Below are 16,436 nucleotides of genomic sequence, written 5' to 3'. Positions count from 1 at the left end.
CAATAGACGAAGCCAAGGGGGTGTCGTGGCTGCCGTTCCGGTAGGCAACCGCATGGTGGCGGGCCGATACCGTCTCGTCGCGCGGCTGGGTGCGGGTGCGATGGGAACGGTCTGGCGTGCCTTCGATTCCGTCCTGGAGACGGAGGCGGCGCTCAAGGAGATCGAGTTCGCCGGCGGGGTCGCCGACGCGGAGCGGGCCGACCGGGTCGAGCGGGCGCTGCGCGAGGCGCGCCATGCCGCCAAGCTGCGCGCTCATCCGCATGTCGTCACGATCCTCGACGTCGTCCTCGATGACGGCCTGCCGTGGATCGTGATGGAGCTGGTGCCGTCCCGCTCGCTGTTCGAGGTCGTCCGGGATGACGGCCCGTTGCCGCCGGCCGAGGTGGCGCGCGTCGGGGTGGCGATGATCGACGCTCTGGTCTCCGCCCGCGACCACGGCATCGTCCACCGCGACGTCAAGCCGTCCAACGTGCTGATCGGGTCGGACGGCCGGATCGTGCTCACCGACTTCGGCATCGCCACCGGCGACGGGGATCCCACCCTGACCGTGACCGGCGTGCTCGGCACGCCGCTCTACATGGCCCCGGAGCGTCTCAACAACCATCCGGCGACGTTCGAGGCGGACCTGTTCAGCCTGGGCGGCACGCTGTACTACGCGGTCGAGGGCCGTCCGCCGTTCGAGCGGGACAGCTTCGGCGCGATGCTCGCCGCGATCGTGCTGCACCCACCCGGGCCCACCCGGCACGCTGGCGCCATCGGCCCGGTGCTCGACGGTCTGCTGGAGAAGGACCCGGCGCTGCGGATGACCCCGGACCGGGCCCGCGACCTGCTCGAACAGGTCGCCCTCAGCCGGGGCCGGGTCGGGGTGAGCCGGGCCGACGGCCTGTCCTGGCGCCTGCGGTTCTCCGATCCGCACGGCCGCGACGGCACCGGCCGCACGCTCGGCCCCCCACCGCCGTCGCCGCGTTCCGCGCGGGATGCCAACGACGTCGACGACGCCGACGCCGACGCGGAGACCCGGCTCTCCCCGCGCGCCGCCGAGCAGCCACCCCCCACGCCGCCGGCCCGCCCCGCGGCACCGGCCGAGATCCCCGCTCCGCCGAGCGAGCATCCCTCCGCGCCGGCCGCGGAGCCCGCCGCGCCGGCCGAGCTCACCGCGACGGAGCAGGACGGCGCGGTGCTGCTGCGCTGGACGCCGTCCGCGACGCCCGGCGTGTCCTACCGGGTCTGCCGCGTGCTGGCCGACCCGGCCGCGCCGAACGGCCGCCGCGAGCGCAGCCTCGGGATCACCGCGGCCACCGAGCTGTTCGACGCCGGCGTCCCACGCGGGGTCGAGCACTGGCACGAGGTGGTCGCGGTGCTGGCCAGCGACGCGGGGCGGCTGCGCTCGGCGCCGGCGCGCAGCGGGCCGCGGACGCTCGCCCCGACGGTGACGGCGCTGCGGGCGAGCATGGCCGGCGACGCGGTCGAGCTGTCCTGGCGGCCGATGGCCGAGCACGACGAGGTCGTCATCGAGCGGACCTTCGCCGAGACGTCGCCGCTGTCCGGGGCGAAGCGGCGGTTCCGCGGCGCGGGCGGCCATTTCCTCGACGAGGACGCGTCGACGAGCGCCGTCTACCGCTACCGGGTGTGGGTGCCCTCGCCGGACGGCAACGACGGCTCGGACGCGCTGGCCCCTACCGGCGCCGCGGAGATCATGGTGCGGGTCGTCGCCCGGCCGCGGGCGGTCCTCGACCTGGAGGCCCGCGGCACCCTCGGTGGCACGGTGCTGCGCTGGACGACCGTGCCGGGCGCGGTGGTGCGCATCTACGCCACCTCGGCGCCCACCCAGTCCGGGCTGGCCGGCACCGGCCCGTTCGGCCCGGCGGACCACGAGGTCAGCGCGGGCTCCCTGCAGGGCCGGGCGCGCCTGGTCGGGGAGAGCCGCCGCGGCCGGCTGGTCGACCGGGAGCCGGAGCCCGCCGTCGTCTACACCCCGATCACGGTCGCCGACGACCGCGCGGTGATCGGCGCCGCGGTCAGCCATACCGCGGTGTGAGCCGCCGCGGGCGGGGATGCGAGCATGCGGTCCCGTGACCGACGACGTGACGGGCGCGCCACCCCCCGCCTACGGCTACCTTGACATCGACGCCGACACCGCCCGGTCGGCCAGCCGCATCTACTGGGACGACGCGGCCGCCGAGTACCAGGCGGAGCACGGCGAGTTCCTCGGGGACAGCGACTTCTGCTGGAGCCCGGAGGGACTGCGCGAATCGGACCTGCGCCTGCTCGGCGAGGTGGCCGGCCGCACGGTACTGGAGGTCGGCTGCGGCGGCGCGCAGTGCGCCCGCTGGCTGCGCGGGCAGGGTGCCCGAGTGGTGGCGTTCGACCTGTCCAGCGGGCAGTTGGCGCAGGCCCGCGCCTACGCGGCGAGCACCGGCGTCGACGTCCCGCTCGTCCAGGCCGACGCGATGGCGCTGCCGTTCGCCGACGCGAGCGTCGACGTGGCCTGTTCCGCGTTCGGCGCCGTCCCGTTCGTCGCGGACAGCGCGGCGGTGATGCGGGAGGTCGCCCGGGTTCTGCGACCGGGCGGGCGCTGGGTGTTCTCGACGACGCACCCGTTCGTCTGGTGCCTGCCGGACGACCCGGACGACAACGGCCTGCGGGTCTATCACAGCTACTTCGACCGGCGTGCCTACACCGAGCACGACGACCAGGGCCGCGCCGTCTACACCGAGACGCACCGCACGATCGGCGACCGGGTCCGCGAGATCGTCGCGGCCGGGCTGGTCCTGCACGACATCATCGAGCCGGAGTGGCCCGCCGGCCAGGACCGGACGTGGGGCCAGTGGGGCCCGCGGCGCGGCGAGTACGTGCCGTCCACCTCGATCTTCGTCACCAGCCGCCCACCCGCCCGCTGAGCGGACGCCGAACGGACAGTACGCGACACCCGGGGAACGAGCCGCTCAACGGGTCACCAGCTCGTCCCACTATGCGCACAACACCCCCGGGCGCACGGAAGTGCCCCAGACACCCCCGTTATGGTGGGCCCCGCATTCGCCGTTGGGGGCAGACCGTGGATCACGTTCACTCCACACCCGGAGATGCCACGTCCAGGCGCGGCAGTCCGGGGATTCGTGCGTCCGCGAGCGTGGCGCTCGCCGTGACGCTCGGCCTGGCCGCCGGCTGCGCCTCCGGCAGCGCCGGCAGCGACTTCACCCCGGCGCCGCACGCGACCCGCAACGCACCCCAGATCAAAGCCGACCCGCTGCCGCCGCTGAGCAAGTTCGTCATCCAGGCGGACGGCAGCCAGGTGTCGACGGTCAGCGCCGACTACCTGTTCGACTCAAACAGCAGCACCCTGTTGCCGCAGTCGGTGACCACGCTCTCGCAGATCGTCCCGGCGATCCGTGAGCACGCCGGCCGCATCGCCGTCGTCGGGTTCACCGACGGGGTCGGGCGCCCCGAGGACAACCAGAAGCTGTCGCTGGACCGGGCGAAGGCCGTCGAGGCGTGGCTGGCGACGCAGAACATTCCCAGCTCCGTGCTCGATGTCGAGGGCCGGGGCGAACAGGGCGCGCGGGACGGCGTCGCCGACGCGAGCCGACGCCGAGTGGAGATCGTTCTTCGATGACGTGCGACGTTGAGGCCGCCCGAAACGGCCGCCGCTGGACCGACCGCGCCCGGACCGCGCTGGCCCGGCCCCGTGGGGGACGCGGGACCGGCCCGGAACGCCGGTTCGGCACGGACCGCCGGGCCCGGGTCGCCGGGGTGGCCGCCGCCGCCATGCTCGCGACCACCGCGCTCGCGGGCTGCAACGGCGGCCTGCTCGGCACGGCCAAGGCGAGCGGCCCACTGGACTGCGGCAAGTACGAGGAAAAGACGCCCGAGTCCGGCGCGCCGCTGCTGCTGGTGCTGCTCGACGTGAGCGACAACTCGCCGGCCACGGCGCAGCGGGTCGAGGCGCGCCTGCAGCCCTACCTCGACACCGCGCTGAAGGACGGCTCGTTCATCCGCCTCGTCGCCAGCGGCGGCGGCCCGATGACGTACTCGGACTGCTTCCACGGCGACCGGATGTTCGAGATCAAGCGGAACAACAGCCGCCGGGCGGAGAAGGACCGCACCGCGGCCGCCAAGGCTCTGGGCACCGAGGTCAGCCACATCGTCCAGGCTGAGAAGGTCAACCCGGCCGGCAGCGTCACCGGACTGCTCGGCGGCATCAACGACGAGGTCACCTCCGCGCGCTCCACGCCGGGCGTGAAGGTCACCGACGTGACCGTGCTCGTGTGGACCGACCTGCTCGGCACCGGCCAGGACGCCGACTGCCTCAACACCGAGGGCAAGACGGCGTCGCCCTCGATCGCCGAGGGGCTGGTCAAACGCTGCTTCGAGACGGGGCAGATCGCGTCGGCCGGCGCGGCGAAGGTCCGTTTCCTCGGTGTCAATGAAGGCACCGCGGACCGTCCCCAGCAGGAGCTCGCCCGCTACCTGCGGGCCGAGCTGTGCCGACGGATCAGCAGTGACTGCAGCTAACGCACTCACGGATCCGCCGGCGCCGGCCGCCACGCCGCCCGTCCAACTCGTCCTGACAACGCCCATCCAGACCACGCCCATCCAGACCACGCCCGTCCAGACCACGCCCGTCCCCGTCCCGCCCGCGTCCGACGGCGCGGCGCCCCACTCCCCGGAGCCCGCCGTCCGTACCCGTCGCGGCCCGCACCCCGCCGATCCGTCCCAACCGCTGCCGACCGCGGCCCCGGTGCAGCCCAAGCCGAGGAGGCATCCGATGGGGATCCTGCACGAACCCGAAGAACAGCACTTCAGCCCAGCGCTCATGCGCTCGACCGTGGTCATCCTCACCTGTCTGGCCCTGCTGGCGGTGCTGGAGATCTGGGTGTGGCTGACCCTGTCGTCGCCGTTCGCCCGGGTCTCGGTCACCGGATCCATGATCGTGACAGCGGTCAGCTTCTTCATCGCCGGCAACACGTTCCGGCTCCGCGACATCCGCCGCCGGGTCGGCAACCAGGCCCGGGCCGGACGCATCGCGCCCATCGACGCGCTGTCCAAGCTGCCACCGCGGGAGACGATCCAGCGACGTTTCCTGCTCGGCGCGGTCGGCGCGATCGTCGGCGTCGGCACCCTGGTGCTGACCATGGTCTTTTCCGGTGACGAGCAGCAGGGCGCGCGCGAGTCGATGGTCGCCTCGGTGCTCGGCATCGTCTGCGCGATGCTCTGCTTCGTCGGCGGCACCTTCGCCCGTCCGATCGACTAGGAGCCTGAAACGGTGCTGCGCAGGGGAAACGCGCCAGGGCGTCTGGCCAAGCAGCTCATCCGCAGGGTGGGGGACGCCGACGTCGCGCTGGCCGGCGCGGAGACGCGCCCCAAGGTGCTCAAGAGCCTGGAGGACGCGGAGGTACAGGATGTCCGGGCGTCCGTGCGGGCCGACGGGCGAACGCTTGAAGAGCTGATCGCCGAGCTCCGGATGGAGATCGACTCACGGGCGGAGCGCCGGGAGCGGCGCACCGAGCTGATCAAGAACAAGGTCGAGCAGGGCCGGCTGTGGCGCAGCGTCGGGGTGCAGGAACGCATCCCGCAGATGGCGCTGGCCGGGCCGGCACGGGCGGCCGTGCTGACCGTGCTGGCGGCGCTCGACTTCTACGTGTTCGCCCAGTCGTACGCCGTGCTCGCCGACGTCGGCGGCTACGGTCCGGAGTGGTGGCTCGGTGGGCTGCTCGGCGTCGCCGTGTTCATCGCCGGGGTGGCGCTCGCGCACGGGATCAAGGCGTCGATCCTCGCCCGGGCGCAGCAGCAGATGCTCGTCGACGCCGACGCCGGCCGACTCAAGATCGACCCGGACACTCGGGAGCAGCTGGTCGAGTCCCGCTCGTCGCCGCTGGCCCTGGGCCTGACCACCGCGATCTTCCTGCTGCTGTCGATCGCCGGCGTGCTCGTACGCAGCCAGGGCACGGCCGGGGAGACGACCGGCGGCGCCGTGATCCTCTTCCAGGCGCTGATCCCGCTGGTCGCCGTCGCCGTCGAGCTGTACCTGCACGACCCGACCGAGCGGGACGAGCCGCTGCCCAACCTGTTCGACCGCCGGCTGGAGCGGCGCCTGGCCAAGGCCGAGCGGCGGCTGCGCATCGTCGCCGCGCAGGTCGAGGCGAAGGTCTCCAAGATCGAGAAGCTGTACCGGGTCGAGGAGGCCATCCTCGACGTCGAGCAGAAGGACATGGGCCTACGGCACACCACCGACCTGGTCCTTGGTGGCGGTCACATCCCCACCGTGCCGACCAACGGCCGCGTCGCCGAGGTCGACCGCGACCAACTGGAGAAGACCATCAAGATGGCCCGTCGCTCCTGACCGCGGGCACCGTCGGGACGGCGGCCTCCGACGGCAACGCGGCGGCCGCCGGCCATTCGGCGTCGGGTGGATCGGCCGCGTCGCCGTCGCTGGCGGGGTCGGCCGCGTCGGCGTCGGGATGGGCGGCGTCACTGTCAGGACCGGCCTTCTCGACGTCGGCGTCGGCGCGGCGGGCGTCGATCCAGGCGTTCATCACCGCCCAGTGCATGGTCAGCCACTGCCGGCGGCCCGCGGCGGAGTCGGGGATCTGCTCCACCGGAGCCCACCACCAGCGCAGCAGCAGCGGAGCGGTGAACGGCACTGCCCGCCAGACCTCCCCGGGATCGTTCAGCTCGTCGAGGCCGGCATGCGCGACGATCATCGTCGCGGTGATCGTCCCGGCCGCCAGCGCCGCCAGCACCCCGGCCGGTCGCGGCGGCAGCACCGCGTCGAGGTCCTCGGCGACCGCCGCCCGGTCCCACTGGCCGCGCGCCCGCAGCCGGGCGATCAGCCGGCGCCGGCGTGACGGGGTGAAGTTCGCCCCCTCCGGGAAGATCACCAGCGCCTCGTCGGCGCCCAGCCGGCCCGCGAGCTCGCCGATCCGCGCGGCGGCCTGATCGTCCGAGCCGTCGTTGCGCACGAAGCAGGCGCCGAGCCGGCCGAGCAGGATGTCGATCGCCGGGTCGAGCTGAAGCCGGTCGATCAGCACCACGCGCGGGAGCAGCCGGTAGTGGCTGAGCAGCAGATGTACCAGCACGAACGAGTCCCCCGGCCCCCCGTGCCGGCTCAGCACGAGCACCGGCGGGGTGCCGCCGCCCGGGGCGGGCCCGACCGGCGGTTCGCCGATCTCCAGCCGGAATCCGACGAGCCGGCGCGCCGCCGCGATCAGCTCGTCGAGGGCGCGGCGCAGCAGCCACACGTGCGCTCCCTCGTAGCGGCGGCCGAGCGCCGGGCGGGCGAGCCACAGCCCGAAGGCGCTCACGATCACCACCGCTTCGGCGGTCAGGTAGGCCGCGGCGAGCAGGGCCGCCCGCGTGACCCGCAGCCGCCGGTCCAGCGGGGCGCCGAGCAGGCCGAGCGCCGCGACGACCAGCCCGACCACCGCCCCCGCCGCGGCGCGGGGCACGAACAGCGGATCGATCACGAACCGGCGCACCGGCCACGGCGGAACAGCCATCACGCTCCCTCCTCCGCGCCACCCCACGTCCGCACCGACCCCGTGTCGGCACCGACCTCGCGTCTCAGCCGACGTCCACCGAACGCGTCCGACCCTCGGTGGCCGCGTCGAGATAGGCCGCGGTCGCCGTGCGGGCCAGCGCGATGCGCCGGCGGAGGCCACCGGTGGAGCGGTAGCGCAGCGGCACGAGCGGCGCCCCGCGATCCCCGGCCGGCAGGACGTGCACGGCGACACCCGCCGGCAGCCGCGCCATCGCCTCGGTGAACCCGCGGCGCCGGGCGATCTCGAACGCGACCAGCCCCGCCTCCCACGGCCACCGCGGCGGCCGCAGCGGCCGTTCGATCCGTCCCACGTGCAGCACGTACACGGTGCGCGCGCCGAGCTCGACCGCCCGTCCCACCGGGTTGGAGTCGACGATGCCGCCGTCGATGAAGTGCTCGCCACCGATGTGCACCGGCGGCAGCAACGCCGGCACCGCGCAGGAGGCCAGCACCGCCTCGACCAGCGGACCCTGGTCGAACCAGTGCGCCGCCGCCCGCTCGATGCTCGCCGCCACGCACTGGAAGGGCACCGGCAGATCCTCGATCGGAACGGCCGGCAGATGGGTGCGCAGCAGCGCCCGCAGCGGCGCGTTGGAATGCAGATGCCCATGTTGGACGACGGACGCGAGCCGCCGAGCCGGCCCGCCCCCGAACACATCGGACACCCCCAGCTGCGACCACAGCTCGGTCAGCCGCTCGATCGTCGCGGGCGACGGCTCGGCCGCCACCGCCGCCCCGTTGATCGCCCCGACGGACGTCCCGACGACCAGATCCGGCAGGACCCCCGCGTCGAACAGCGCCGCGAGCATCCCCACCTCGCTGGCCCCCAGAATCCCCCCGCCGCCCAGCACGAACGCCACCCCCGCCTGCCCGGCGGCCTCCTGCGCCATCCACGCCTCCCACCCGGCACCGATCGGACGACCACCCCCGCACACCCTGCAGCCCCGCGCGTCCTGCGCTCCCGCGCACCCTGCCGCCGACCGCCCACGGTCTCTCCGCGACCGGCCGATCATCTCCTTCCCCGATCCGGGGCCGCCGACGCGTCCGGGCACGTTCCGGATGTCGCGGCCGTCCGCGTGACGCCGGCAAGATCTCCCCCAGACCCGCGCCGCGAGCACGGTGACCAATGAATGTTGCGCGCAGGCCCCGTCCTTCAGGGCGAGTTAGCGCATCGACTCCGGTGTCATGACGACAGCGGCATGGTGTATTGTTTCGGGTATGGGAAGTCGGGTGGTGAAGCGCGCATATCGTTACCGTTTCTACCCGACACCCGAACAGTCCAGGCAGCTCGCGGAAACGTTCGGCTGCGTGCGCTACGTGTACAATCGTGCGCTGGCCGAACGGCACCGCGCATGGTCTCGGGAGCGGCGTCGGATCGCCTATGCCGAAACCGGTCGGATGCTCACCGGCTGGAAACAGGATCCGGAAACCCGATGGCTCGCCGAGCCGTCGAATGGCCCCCTTCAGGCCGCGCTGCGGAATCTCCAGACCGCCTATGTGAACTTCTGGCGGAAGCGCGCGAGGTACCCGACTTTCAAGAAGAAGGGCAGGACCACCGATTCGGCGACCTACTTCCGGAAATGTTTCACTTTCCGGAACGGTCAGATCACGCTGGGGAAGCAGGGTGCGCCGCTGGCTGTCATCTGGTCGTGTCCGCTTCCCGAGGGCGCCGACCCATCGCAGGTCACCGTGTCGCGGAACGCGCGCGGCCAGTACCACATCTCGATCCTGATCGAGGAGCCCATCGCCGTGTTCCCCTCGTCGCGAGGGCGGGTGGGGATCGACGCGGGCATCACGTCGCTGGTCACGCTGTCGACCGGGGAGAAGGTGGCCAACCCGAAGCACGAACGCCGGGATCAGGCCCGGCTCGCCCGCGCACAGCGGGACCTGTCCCGGAAGATGAAAGGATCAGCGAATCGGGCGAAGGCCCGGTTGGACGTCGCCCGGGTGCATGGTCGGATCGCCGACCGGCGCCGGGATCATCTGCACAAGCTGTCTACTCGACTTGTTCGCGAGAACCAAACGATCGTTGTCGAGGATCTCACTGTTCGGAACATGGTCCGCAATCATTGTCTTGCCCATGCGATCTCGGATGCGGGCTGGCGGGACCTGCGGAGCATGCTGGAGTACAAGGCTGGCTGGTACGGCCGTGAGGTGATCGCGGTGGACCGCTGGTATCCCAGCTCGAAGACCTGTTCGTCCTGCGGGGCGCTGGCCGAGAAGCTGCCGTTGGACGTCCGGGAATGGGCCTGCCGCCGCTGCGGCGCAGCCCACGATCGGGATGTGAACGCGGCACGGAACATTCTGGCCGCGGGGCTCGCGGTGTCAGCCTGTGGAGACGGAGTGAGACCACCCCGCTCCTAGAACGGGGAGGCGTCTGTCGGTGAAACAGGAAAACCCGACCGCGAGGAAGGGATTCCCCGTCCTTCGACGGCAGGGAGGATGTCACAATGGCACGCATGCTTACCGAGGACGACGTGGACGAGATCGCGTTCCGGGCCGCCGCCGACGGCGACCACCGCGGCGCGGCGGCCACCCTGGAGACGCTCGCCGAGAGCTCCGACACCCACGGCGAGACGGTGACCCGTGCCTCGCTGCTGGTCGACGCGGGCAGCCAGTACGGGCTCGCCCAGGACTGGGACGAGGCGGTGCGCTGCTACCGGGCCGCGGTAGCCGACAGCAGCGGCTGCCCCGTTGATCCCCGGGTCTGGCTGCACGACGGGCTGTTGCGCCAGGGCAAGGCCGAGCAGGCCGCGGCGCTGCGGGCGGAGCTGAAGGCGGCGCGGCTGACCGACCCCGCCGTGTACGAGGCGGTCGCGGAGAGCCTGGAGGCCGTCGAGCTGCTCCAGGACGCCCACGTCTGGTTCACGATGGGCTACCACCGCTGCGAGAACGCGCCGGTCCCCGACTTCCTGCTCGACCTGCTGCTCGTCGGCCGCCGCCGGGTGCGCATCGCGCTGGGCCATCCCGCCGACGCCCTCGACGAGGTCGCCGAGGACTACATGGAGACCGTCGGCGGCTGACGGACGTCTGCGACCGGGAAGAGACGCCGCCGGCCCCGTGTTGCCCGCTGTCGTGAGTGGGAGTCGCAGCGTGCCCCTGTCCGTGCTCGATCTGGTGCCCGTCGGCACCGGCGTGACCGCCGCGCAGGCGCTGCAGGGGTCGCTGGCCCTGGCCCGGCGGGTCGAGGACCTCGGCTACAGCCGGTACTGGCTGGCCGAACACCATGGCATGCCCGGCATCGCCAGTTCCGCGACCGCGCTGCTCATCGGCCAGATCGCCGCCGCCACCGGCACCATCCGGGTCGGCTCCGGCGGAGTGATGCTGCCCAACCACGCGCCGCTGGCCGTCGCCGAGCAGTTCGGCACCCTCGGGGTTCTGTTTCCCGGCCGCATCGACCTCGGCATCGGCCGCGCCCCCGGCACCGACCCCGCCACCGCCCGGGCGCTGCGCCGGGGCGCCGGGGTCGTCAGCGCCGACCACTTCCCCGAGCAGTTGTCGGAGCTGACGACGTTCCTGGCCGGCGGCTCGTTCCCCGCGGACCATCCGATGCACGGCGTCGCCGCGTTCCCGCAGGCTCCCGCTCCGCCGATCTGGCTGCTGGGGTCGAGCGGCTACAGCGCGCAGGTCGCCGGCATGCTCGGCCTGCCGTTCGCCTTCGCCCACCACTTCAGCGCGGCGAACACGCTGCCGGCGCTGGACCTGTACCGCCGCTCGTTCCGCCCGTCGGCGGGCCGGGAGCGCCCGTACGCGATCGTCGCCGCCGCCGCGCTGTGCGCCGAGGACGACGAGCGGGCCGAATGGCTCGCCGCGCCCGTCCGGCTGGCGATGCTGCGGCTGCGCGGCGGCCGTCCCGGCGTGTTCCCCTCGCCGGAGGAGGCGGCCGCGCACGCGTGGACGCCGCAGGAGCGGGCGGCGGCGGAGAACATCACCGGCTCACACATCGTCGGCTCTCCGACGACCGTCCGCGCCGGCCTCGACGCCCTCCTCGACGCCACCGAGGCCGACGAGATCATGATCGTCACCAACACCCACCAGCCCGCCGACCGCGTCCGCTCCTACGAGCTGATCGCCGACCTGGCCGGCCTCACTCCCGCCCCCACCACCACGACCGGCCTCATCACCGCGACCGGCCCCATCACCGCGACCACGACCGCAGACGCCGCCGCGACCCTCGCGAGCTCGTGATCGCGAAGTCATCCAGCTGGACGAACGCCCCCTATGGGAGGCTCGTCGCGCGGGAAGGTCGACGTTGTGGTCCCCGCCGACGGATGATCACCGTAGTGGCGAGACACCGCGGTGCCGCGGGACCGCGCACGGCGCACCGTTCGGTTCGGCGCCCCGCAGGTGGCACCGGAGTGCCAGCCGATCCCGCGCGGTCCCCGCGCGACGGGGTGGCCTGACCGGATCCGTCACCAACCGGTCCGGGGGATGGTCCCGGTCAGGCGGCTCGCCGTGCGCCAGGACGCCGGGCTCGACGCCCGGTGCGCTTCCGACCGGCGCCGGCGCCGGCGTTGCGGATCGCGGCCAGGGAGCCGCGGCGCAGCACCCGCTCGGTGATCCGCGCGACGAAGCCGCGGGGCAGGAGCCGGGAGGCGTTGGACGTCAGGTAGTTCAGCCGTCCGTCGATCACGTACGCCTGGCCGCGGTCGAGCGCACGGAACGCGGCGGCGACGACCTCGTCGGTGGTGCGCAGCCGCCCACCGGCGGACATCCGCGAGCCCATCGCCTCGAAGAAGCCGGTGTCCGTCGGCCCCGGACACAGCCCGAGCACCCGTACGCCGTGGCGTCGGCCCTCGGCCCACAGTGCGATGGACAGCGACAGCACGAACGCCTTCGACGCCCCGTACACCGCCATGTAGGGCACGGCCTGGAACCCCGACGTCGACGACACGTTGATCACCGTGCCGCTTCCCCGGGCCACCATGCCCGGCAGGAACAGGTGCGCGACCCGCTCGATCGCCACCACGTTCAGCATCACCTCACGGTGGTCCCGGTCCGCCGACAGCTCGTGATAGGGCCCCCGGGTCCCGAAGCCGGCGTTGTTGACCAGGACGTCGATCTCCACGCCGATCTCGGCCACCGCCTTGGCCAGCTCGTCCGGCCCGCTCTCCTCGGCGAGGTCGAGCGCCACCGTGTGCACCTCGACGTCATGCTCCGCCCGCAGCCGCTCGGCCACCTCGGCCAGCCGCGGCTCACCCGGCGCCACCAGCACCAGCCGGGCCCCGCGCCGCGCGTACGCCTCCGCGAACGCCGCGCCGATGCCCGACGACGCCCCGGTGACCAGCGCCGTGCTCATTGTCAGATCCGCTTGGGCGGCCATGGTCCTCCCTGTTCGGCCGCGCACGTGACCATGCTCGGTTCCGCGCACGGCACGCGACGATGCCCGCGGTGCGACGTCCACCCGCGACGCCCACCCGCGACATCCTGGAACATCCCGCAACGGAACGCATATCCGACTTCAGCCTACCGCCACCCCGACACTGCCCCCCAGAAGTGCCCACCTACGCATCGCAGCCGAATCTTTACGACTTGGTAGCTTCCCCCCACCCACCCCCACCTTCCGTCAATCCACCGCTCCAGCCGCACCCGGTGGGCACCCAGACCACCGAAGCCCCAGAGCCAGACCCCCGCCTCCACTCCACTGGGGATCGGCCCCCGGCTCACGGTCGGATATCCGATATCGAGACCTCGCGTCCGGTCTCGATCACCGTTTCGTACCAGTCAGGAACCCGTTCTGGTGCAATCCGCGACGGAAACCGTCTGATCTTTACGGATTCTCGTTCGCCCACCTTCAGTGCGCCGCCTCTGCCAGGTAGGTCCTCCCGGATCAGCCAGCCTTCGGGGAACTCCATCAGCCACCACTCCGTATCATCCTTGGAGCGGCCAAGCAGCTCCGTCGCGAGTGCGACGGCGGCAGGCGCTGGAGACCGGACTGGGGGGTCCGCGTCACGCAGGGGGCCTTCGTGGTACGGACAGATCGTCCCTGAGGCTGTGCCACCAGTGCCGGCCTACCCCGGTGTCGGGGCGGCCTCGCAGCGCACCCGCGGTGAAGCATCTGCCGGGAATAATCACTCCGACGGGGATGAGCTCCCGAGCCTCCGCCACGGGAAAGGCGAGGTCGCTGTCGTGCTGATGACAACAGCGGCGGTGATCCGCTGATGGAGCAGGTCGAGAAGAAGATGGGAGGCGACATTGACGTCCGAGCCCTTCTCCTCCCGCTGGGCGACGGACACGAGGAACCGAGCCTCGGGCACCGGTTTCCCATCCGGATCCTGGATCATTATCGGCCACGCCGAGGTGGCCAGGATCACCTGGCCTTTCGGGCCCTGCACGGCCAGCGGAGCCTTGACAAGTTTGGTTATATAGCGCCCCGACGCGCAGGGGTGCTTTCCTCGACCGCCGCGTTCTTCGTGCTCACATCACTCCTCGTCCACGCCACGCGATGGGATGCTCGGCAGCGCCGGGTGGGCCCTGGTCCGCCGTCGTCGGAATACCCGGTGGGCTGCGGGGCCGCGTGGTCAGGGGGTGCTGTCGGCTGGGCTGGGGTGCTGGTCTGCGCGGGTGAGGAGGTGGCGTTCGTGGACGGTGGTGACGGACAGGGTGCGGTAGCCGACGTCGTCGAACAGGACGATGATCTTGTCGTCCTCGACGCGGACGACCTGGCCGTGGCCCCACGCGACGTGTCGGACCGCCGAACCCGCCGGGAACGGCGTCTCGGCCGCCTGATCGGCCGATCCATCGCCATGCACGCCGGTCGTGCTACCACTGACCGCGCCCGCCGACGACGGCCCCGCACCGCTGGCGGTCCCGGTCGCCGTGCCGGCCGACGTGCGGGAGTCGGCGGGGCGGCGCTGGTCTGGGAGGCCGGCGCGGCAGGTGTCGCAGTTGTCGCAGGGGCCGCAGGACGGCTCGCCGAAGTAGGCGAGCAGGAACGAGCGGCGGCAGTCGCGGGTCTCGGCGTAGCCGCGCATCATCTCGACCCTGGACCGCTCGATCTCGATGCGGGCGTCGGCGACGGCGAGCGCGCGCCGGGTGGCCTCGCCTGGATCGGCCGCGCTGGCGGCGGGACCCGCGGAGGCGGCCGCGCCGGCGGCGGAAGCGGCGGGCTCGGTGCCGTCGGGGCGGATCTCGAGGCGGCCGTCGTCGTGCACGGTCAGGACGTCGGCCGAGGTCAGCAGGTCGACGAAGCGGGTGAGGGCCGTGTCGCGGACGTCGGCCTCGTCGGCGAGCGCGCGGGCGGTGACCGGTTCGCCGGCGTGGCACAGCAGGGTCGCGACGCGGCGCAGTGCCGTCTCGTCGACGCGGCCGGAGGCGAAGAAGCGGCGCAGGCCGAGGTCCTCCGAGCGATAGAACAGGCAGGCGACGGCGGGCTGGCCGTCGCGGCCGGCGCGGCCGATCTCCTGGTAGTAGGAGTCGAGCGAGTCGGCGACCTCGGCGTGGATGACGGTGCGGACGTTGGGCTTGTCGATGCCCATCCCGAATGCGGTGGTCGCGACGACGACGTCGCAGCGGTCGGCCATGAAGTCCGCCTCGACCTCCCTGCGCCGCGCCGCCCGCAGACCCGCGTGATACGGGTGGGCGGCGAGGCCCAGGTCGGCGAGTTCCTCGGCGATCTCCTCCGTCACCCGGCGGGTCGCCGCGTACACGAGCGCCGGTTTCGCCTCCCCGGCGATCCGTTCGATCAGCGCCGCCCGTTTCGCCTTCTCGCCGGTGAACGTCGTCACCGACAGGAAGATCTCCGGTCGGTCGAAGCCGCGGACGACCTCGACCTCGTCGCGCATCCGCAGTCGCTCGCGGATCTCACGGCGCACCGGCGGGGCCGCGGTGGCGGTCAGCGCCACCACCGTTGGCCGGCCAAGGTCCTCGATCACCTGGCCGAGGCGCAGGTAGTCGGGCCGGAAATCGTGCCCCCAGGAGGCGATGCAGTGCGCCTCGTCGACGACGAACAGCGACGGTCGCGCCTCCCGCAGCGCCGCGCGGACGTCGTCGCGGGCCAGCTGCTCCGGCGCGAGGAACAGGAACTCGGTGCGCCCCTGCCGGACGGCGTCGAACGCGGCCTGCCGCGCGGCCCGCCCGGAGTCCGAGTTTGCCGCGACCGCCGCGTCGCCCAGCAGGTCCGACAGGCGTTCGGACAGGCCACGGACCTGGTCGCGCTGCAACGCGATGAGCGGGGAGACGACGACCGTCGGGCCGGCGAGCAGCAGCGCGGGAATCTGGTAGACCGCCGACTTGCCACCCCCCGTCGGCAGCACGCACAGCGTGTCCCGCCCCTGGAGGATGGCCCGCATCGCGTCGAGCTGACCGTCTCGCAGCTCGGCGAAGCCGAATCCCTCGGCCGCCACCAGCCGGATCAGATCACCCGTCTCGTCCTCGTCGACAGGCGTCCCGGCATCCTCCGATGCGCCAGGCTGCCCGGGAACCGCGGGTACCTCATCGGCCCCGGACCGCTCCCGCGCGACCGGGACGCCCGGCCCGGCCACGTCGGACGGTGACGACGGTGACGTCCGGACCTGGTCGTCGCAGGAGGCGCCGGGAAGCGGCAAGGGCTGGTCGACGCGGGTGGGCGCCGGTGGCTGCGGGGACGGGGGACGGGAAGCGGCGCGGCGCCGCCCCCGGATCCAGGCGGTCAGCAGTCTCGCGGTGTGATCACGACGGTTCATGGTGACGGAGGGCGTACCCCGTCCGCGACGCGGACCACCCTCGGGCAACCACCAACGGGACAACCGTCACCCGATCGCGTCGAAACCCACGGCGCGTGCACAGACGACCCGTCCAGGCAATCCCGCCCGGTCGTCACATCGCACGTGGCAACTCACCCACCCCACCTGCGACTCCGGAAAGTGTTCGATCGATTACAGTCATGCCCGTTCCGGGTTGGTCGCCGCGAGAGGAATCT

14 protein-coding genes are annotated in these 16,436 nt (G+C 72.7%); 9 read left to right on the top strand and 5 right to left on the bottom strand.

Annotated features, from left to right (window positions below):
- Positions 1–25 precede the first annotated feature (25 nt).
- The 6 genes from AC6EXY_RS09045 to AC6EXY_RS09020 all read left to right on the top strand — a co-directional run bounded on the left by AC6EXY_RS09045 (position 26) and on the right by AC6EXY_RS09020 (position 6,340).
- A complete protein-coding gene (locus AC6EXY_RS09045; protein ID WP_101831749.1) occupies positions 26–2,038 on the top strand; it encodes a serine/threonine-protein kinase in 2,013 nt (670 codons plus the stop codon).
- A 34-nt stretch (positions 2,039–2,072) separates the two neighbouring features.
- The gene (locus tag AC6EXY_RS09040; protein WP_341477220.1) at positions 2,073–2,900 is read left to right on the top strand and encodes a class I SAM-dependent methyltransferase; all 828 of its coding nucleotides are present in this window, start codon (positions 2,073–2,075) and stop codon (positions 2,898–2,900) included.
- A 230-nt stretch (positions 2,901–3,130) separates the two neighbouring features.
- Positions 3,131–3,613 (top strand): OmpA family protein, encoded by a 483-nt coding sequence (locus AC6EXY_RS09035; protein WP_243407477.1) that lies wholly within the window; start codon positions 3,131–3,133, stop codon positions 3,611–3,613.
- Positions 3,610–4,512 carry a hypothetical protein gene (locus AC6EXY_RS09030; protein ID WP_243407476.1) on the top strand — a complete coding sequence of 301 codons (903 nt, stop codon included), beginning with the start codon at positions 3,610–3,612 and terminating at the stop codon, positions 4,510–4,512. The genes AC6EXY_RS09035 and AC6EXY_RS09030 overlap by 4 nt, the downstream gene beginning before the upstream one ends.
- On the top strand, positions 4,499–5,251 hold the full coding sequence (locus tag AC6EXY_RS09025) for a hypothetical protein (RefSeq protein ID WP_499816571.1): 753 nt from the start codon (positions 4,499–4,501) through the stop codon (positions 5,249–5,251). Before AC6EXY_RS09030 ends, AC6EXY_RS09025 begins: the two co-directional genes overlap by 14 nt.
- A 12-nt stretch (positions 5,252–5,263) precedes the next feature.
- On the top strand, positions 5,264–6,340 hold the full coding sequence (locus AC6EXY_RS09020; RefSeq protein ID WP_101831745.1) for a hypothetical protein: 1,077 nt from the start codon (positions 5,264–5,266) through the stop codon (positions 6,338–6,340).
- On the opposite strand, the gene AC6EXY_RS09015 is transcribed toward AC6EXY_RS09020, so the two are convergent.
- Together AC6EXY_RS09015 and AC6EXY_RS09010 are read right to left on the bottom strand one after the other, a co-directional pair.
- The gene (locus tag AC6EXY_RS09015) at positions 6,318–7,496 is read right to left on the bottom strand and encodes a 1-acyl-sn-glycerol-3-phosphate acyltransferase (RefSeq protein ID WP_499816570.1); all 1,179 of its coding nucleotides are present in this window, start codon (positions 7,494–7,496) and stop codon (positions 6,318–6,320) included. The two genes, AC6EXY_RS09020 and AC6EXY_RS09015, sit on opposite strands and share 23 nt — an antisense overlap.
- 64 nt (positions 7,497–7,560) lie before the next feature.
- Positions 7,561–8,427, bottom strand: coding sequence for a patatin-like phospholipase family protein (locus AC6EXY_RS09010; RefSeq protein WP_499816569.1), 867 nt, complete (start codon positions 8,425–8,427; stop codon positions 7,561–7,563).
- Between the two features lie 340 nt (positions 8,428–8,767).
- On the opposite strand from AC6EXY_RS09010, the gene AC6EXY_RS09005 reads away from it, so the two are divergent.
- The 3 genes from AC6EXY_RS09005 to AC6EXY_RS08995 all read left to right on the top strand — a co-directional run bounded on the left by AC6EXY_RS09005 (position 8,768) and on the right by AC6EXY_RS08995 (position 11,725).
- Positions 8,768–9,901, top strand: a complete 1,134-nt coding sequence (locus tag AC6EXY_RS09005; protein ID WP_499816568.1) for an RNA-guided endonuclease InsQ/TnpB family protein — start codon at positions 8,768–8,770, stop codon at positions 9,899–9,901.
- A 95-nt stretch (positions 9,902–9,996) separates the two neighbouring features.
- Complete coding sequence (locus tag AC6EXY_RS09000) at positions 9,997–10,560, top strand: tetratricopeptide repeat protein (RefSeq protein WP_499816593.1); 564 nt, start codon at positions 9,997–9,999, stop codon at positions 10,558–10,560.
- Positions 10,561–10,630: 70 nt separating this feature from the next.
- Positions 10,631–11,725 (top strand): LLM class flavin-dependent oxidoreductase, encoded by a 1,095-nt coding sequence (locus tag AC6EXY_RS08995; protein ID WP_499816567.1) that lies wholly within the window; start codon positions 10,631–10,633, stop codon positions 11,723–11,725.
- 253 nt (positions 11,726–11,978) lie between these two features.
- On the opposite strand, the gene AC6EXY_RS08990 is transcribed toward AC6EXY_RS08995, so the two are convergent.
- From AC6EXY_RS08990 to AC6EXY_RS08980, 3 genes are all read right to left on the bottom strand, one after another.
- A complete protein-coding gene (locus AC6EXY_RS08990; protein ID WP_243407826.1) occupies positions 11,979–12,836 on the bottom strand; it encodes an SDR family NAD(P)-dependent oxidoreductase in 858 nt (285 codons plus the stop codon).
- Between the two features lie 772 nt (positions 12,837–13,608).
- Entirely contained in the window at positions 13,609–13,794 is a 186-nt protein-coding gene (locus AC6EXY_RS08985) for a PIN domain-containing protein (RefSeq protein WP_243407305.1), read from the bottom strand.
- Between the two features lie 264 nt (positions 13,795–14,058).
- Positions 14,059–16,200 (bottom strand): RecQ family ATP-dependent DNA helicase, encoded by a 2,142-nt coding sequence (locus AC6EXY_RS08980; RefSeq protein ID WP_101830875.1) that lies wholly within the window; start codon positions 16,198–16,200, stop codon positions 14,059–14,061.
- Positions 16,201–16,436 lie beyond the last annotated feature (236 nt).

This window comes from Frankia sp. RB5, from assembly GCF_059816245.1.
This window is presented reverse-complemented; position numbering and strand designations above follow the sequence as displayed.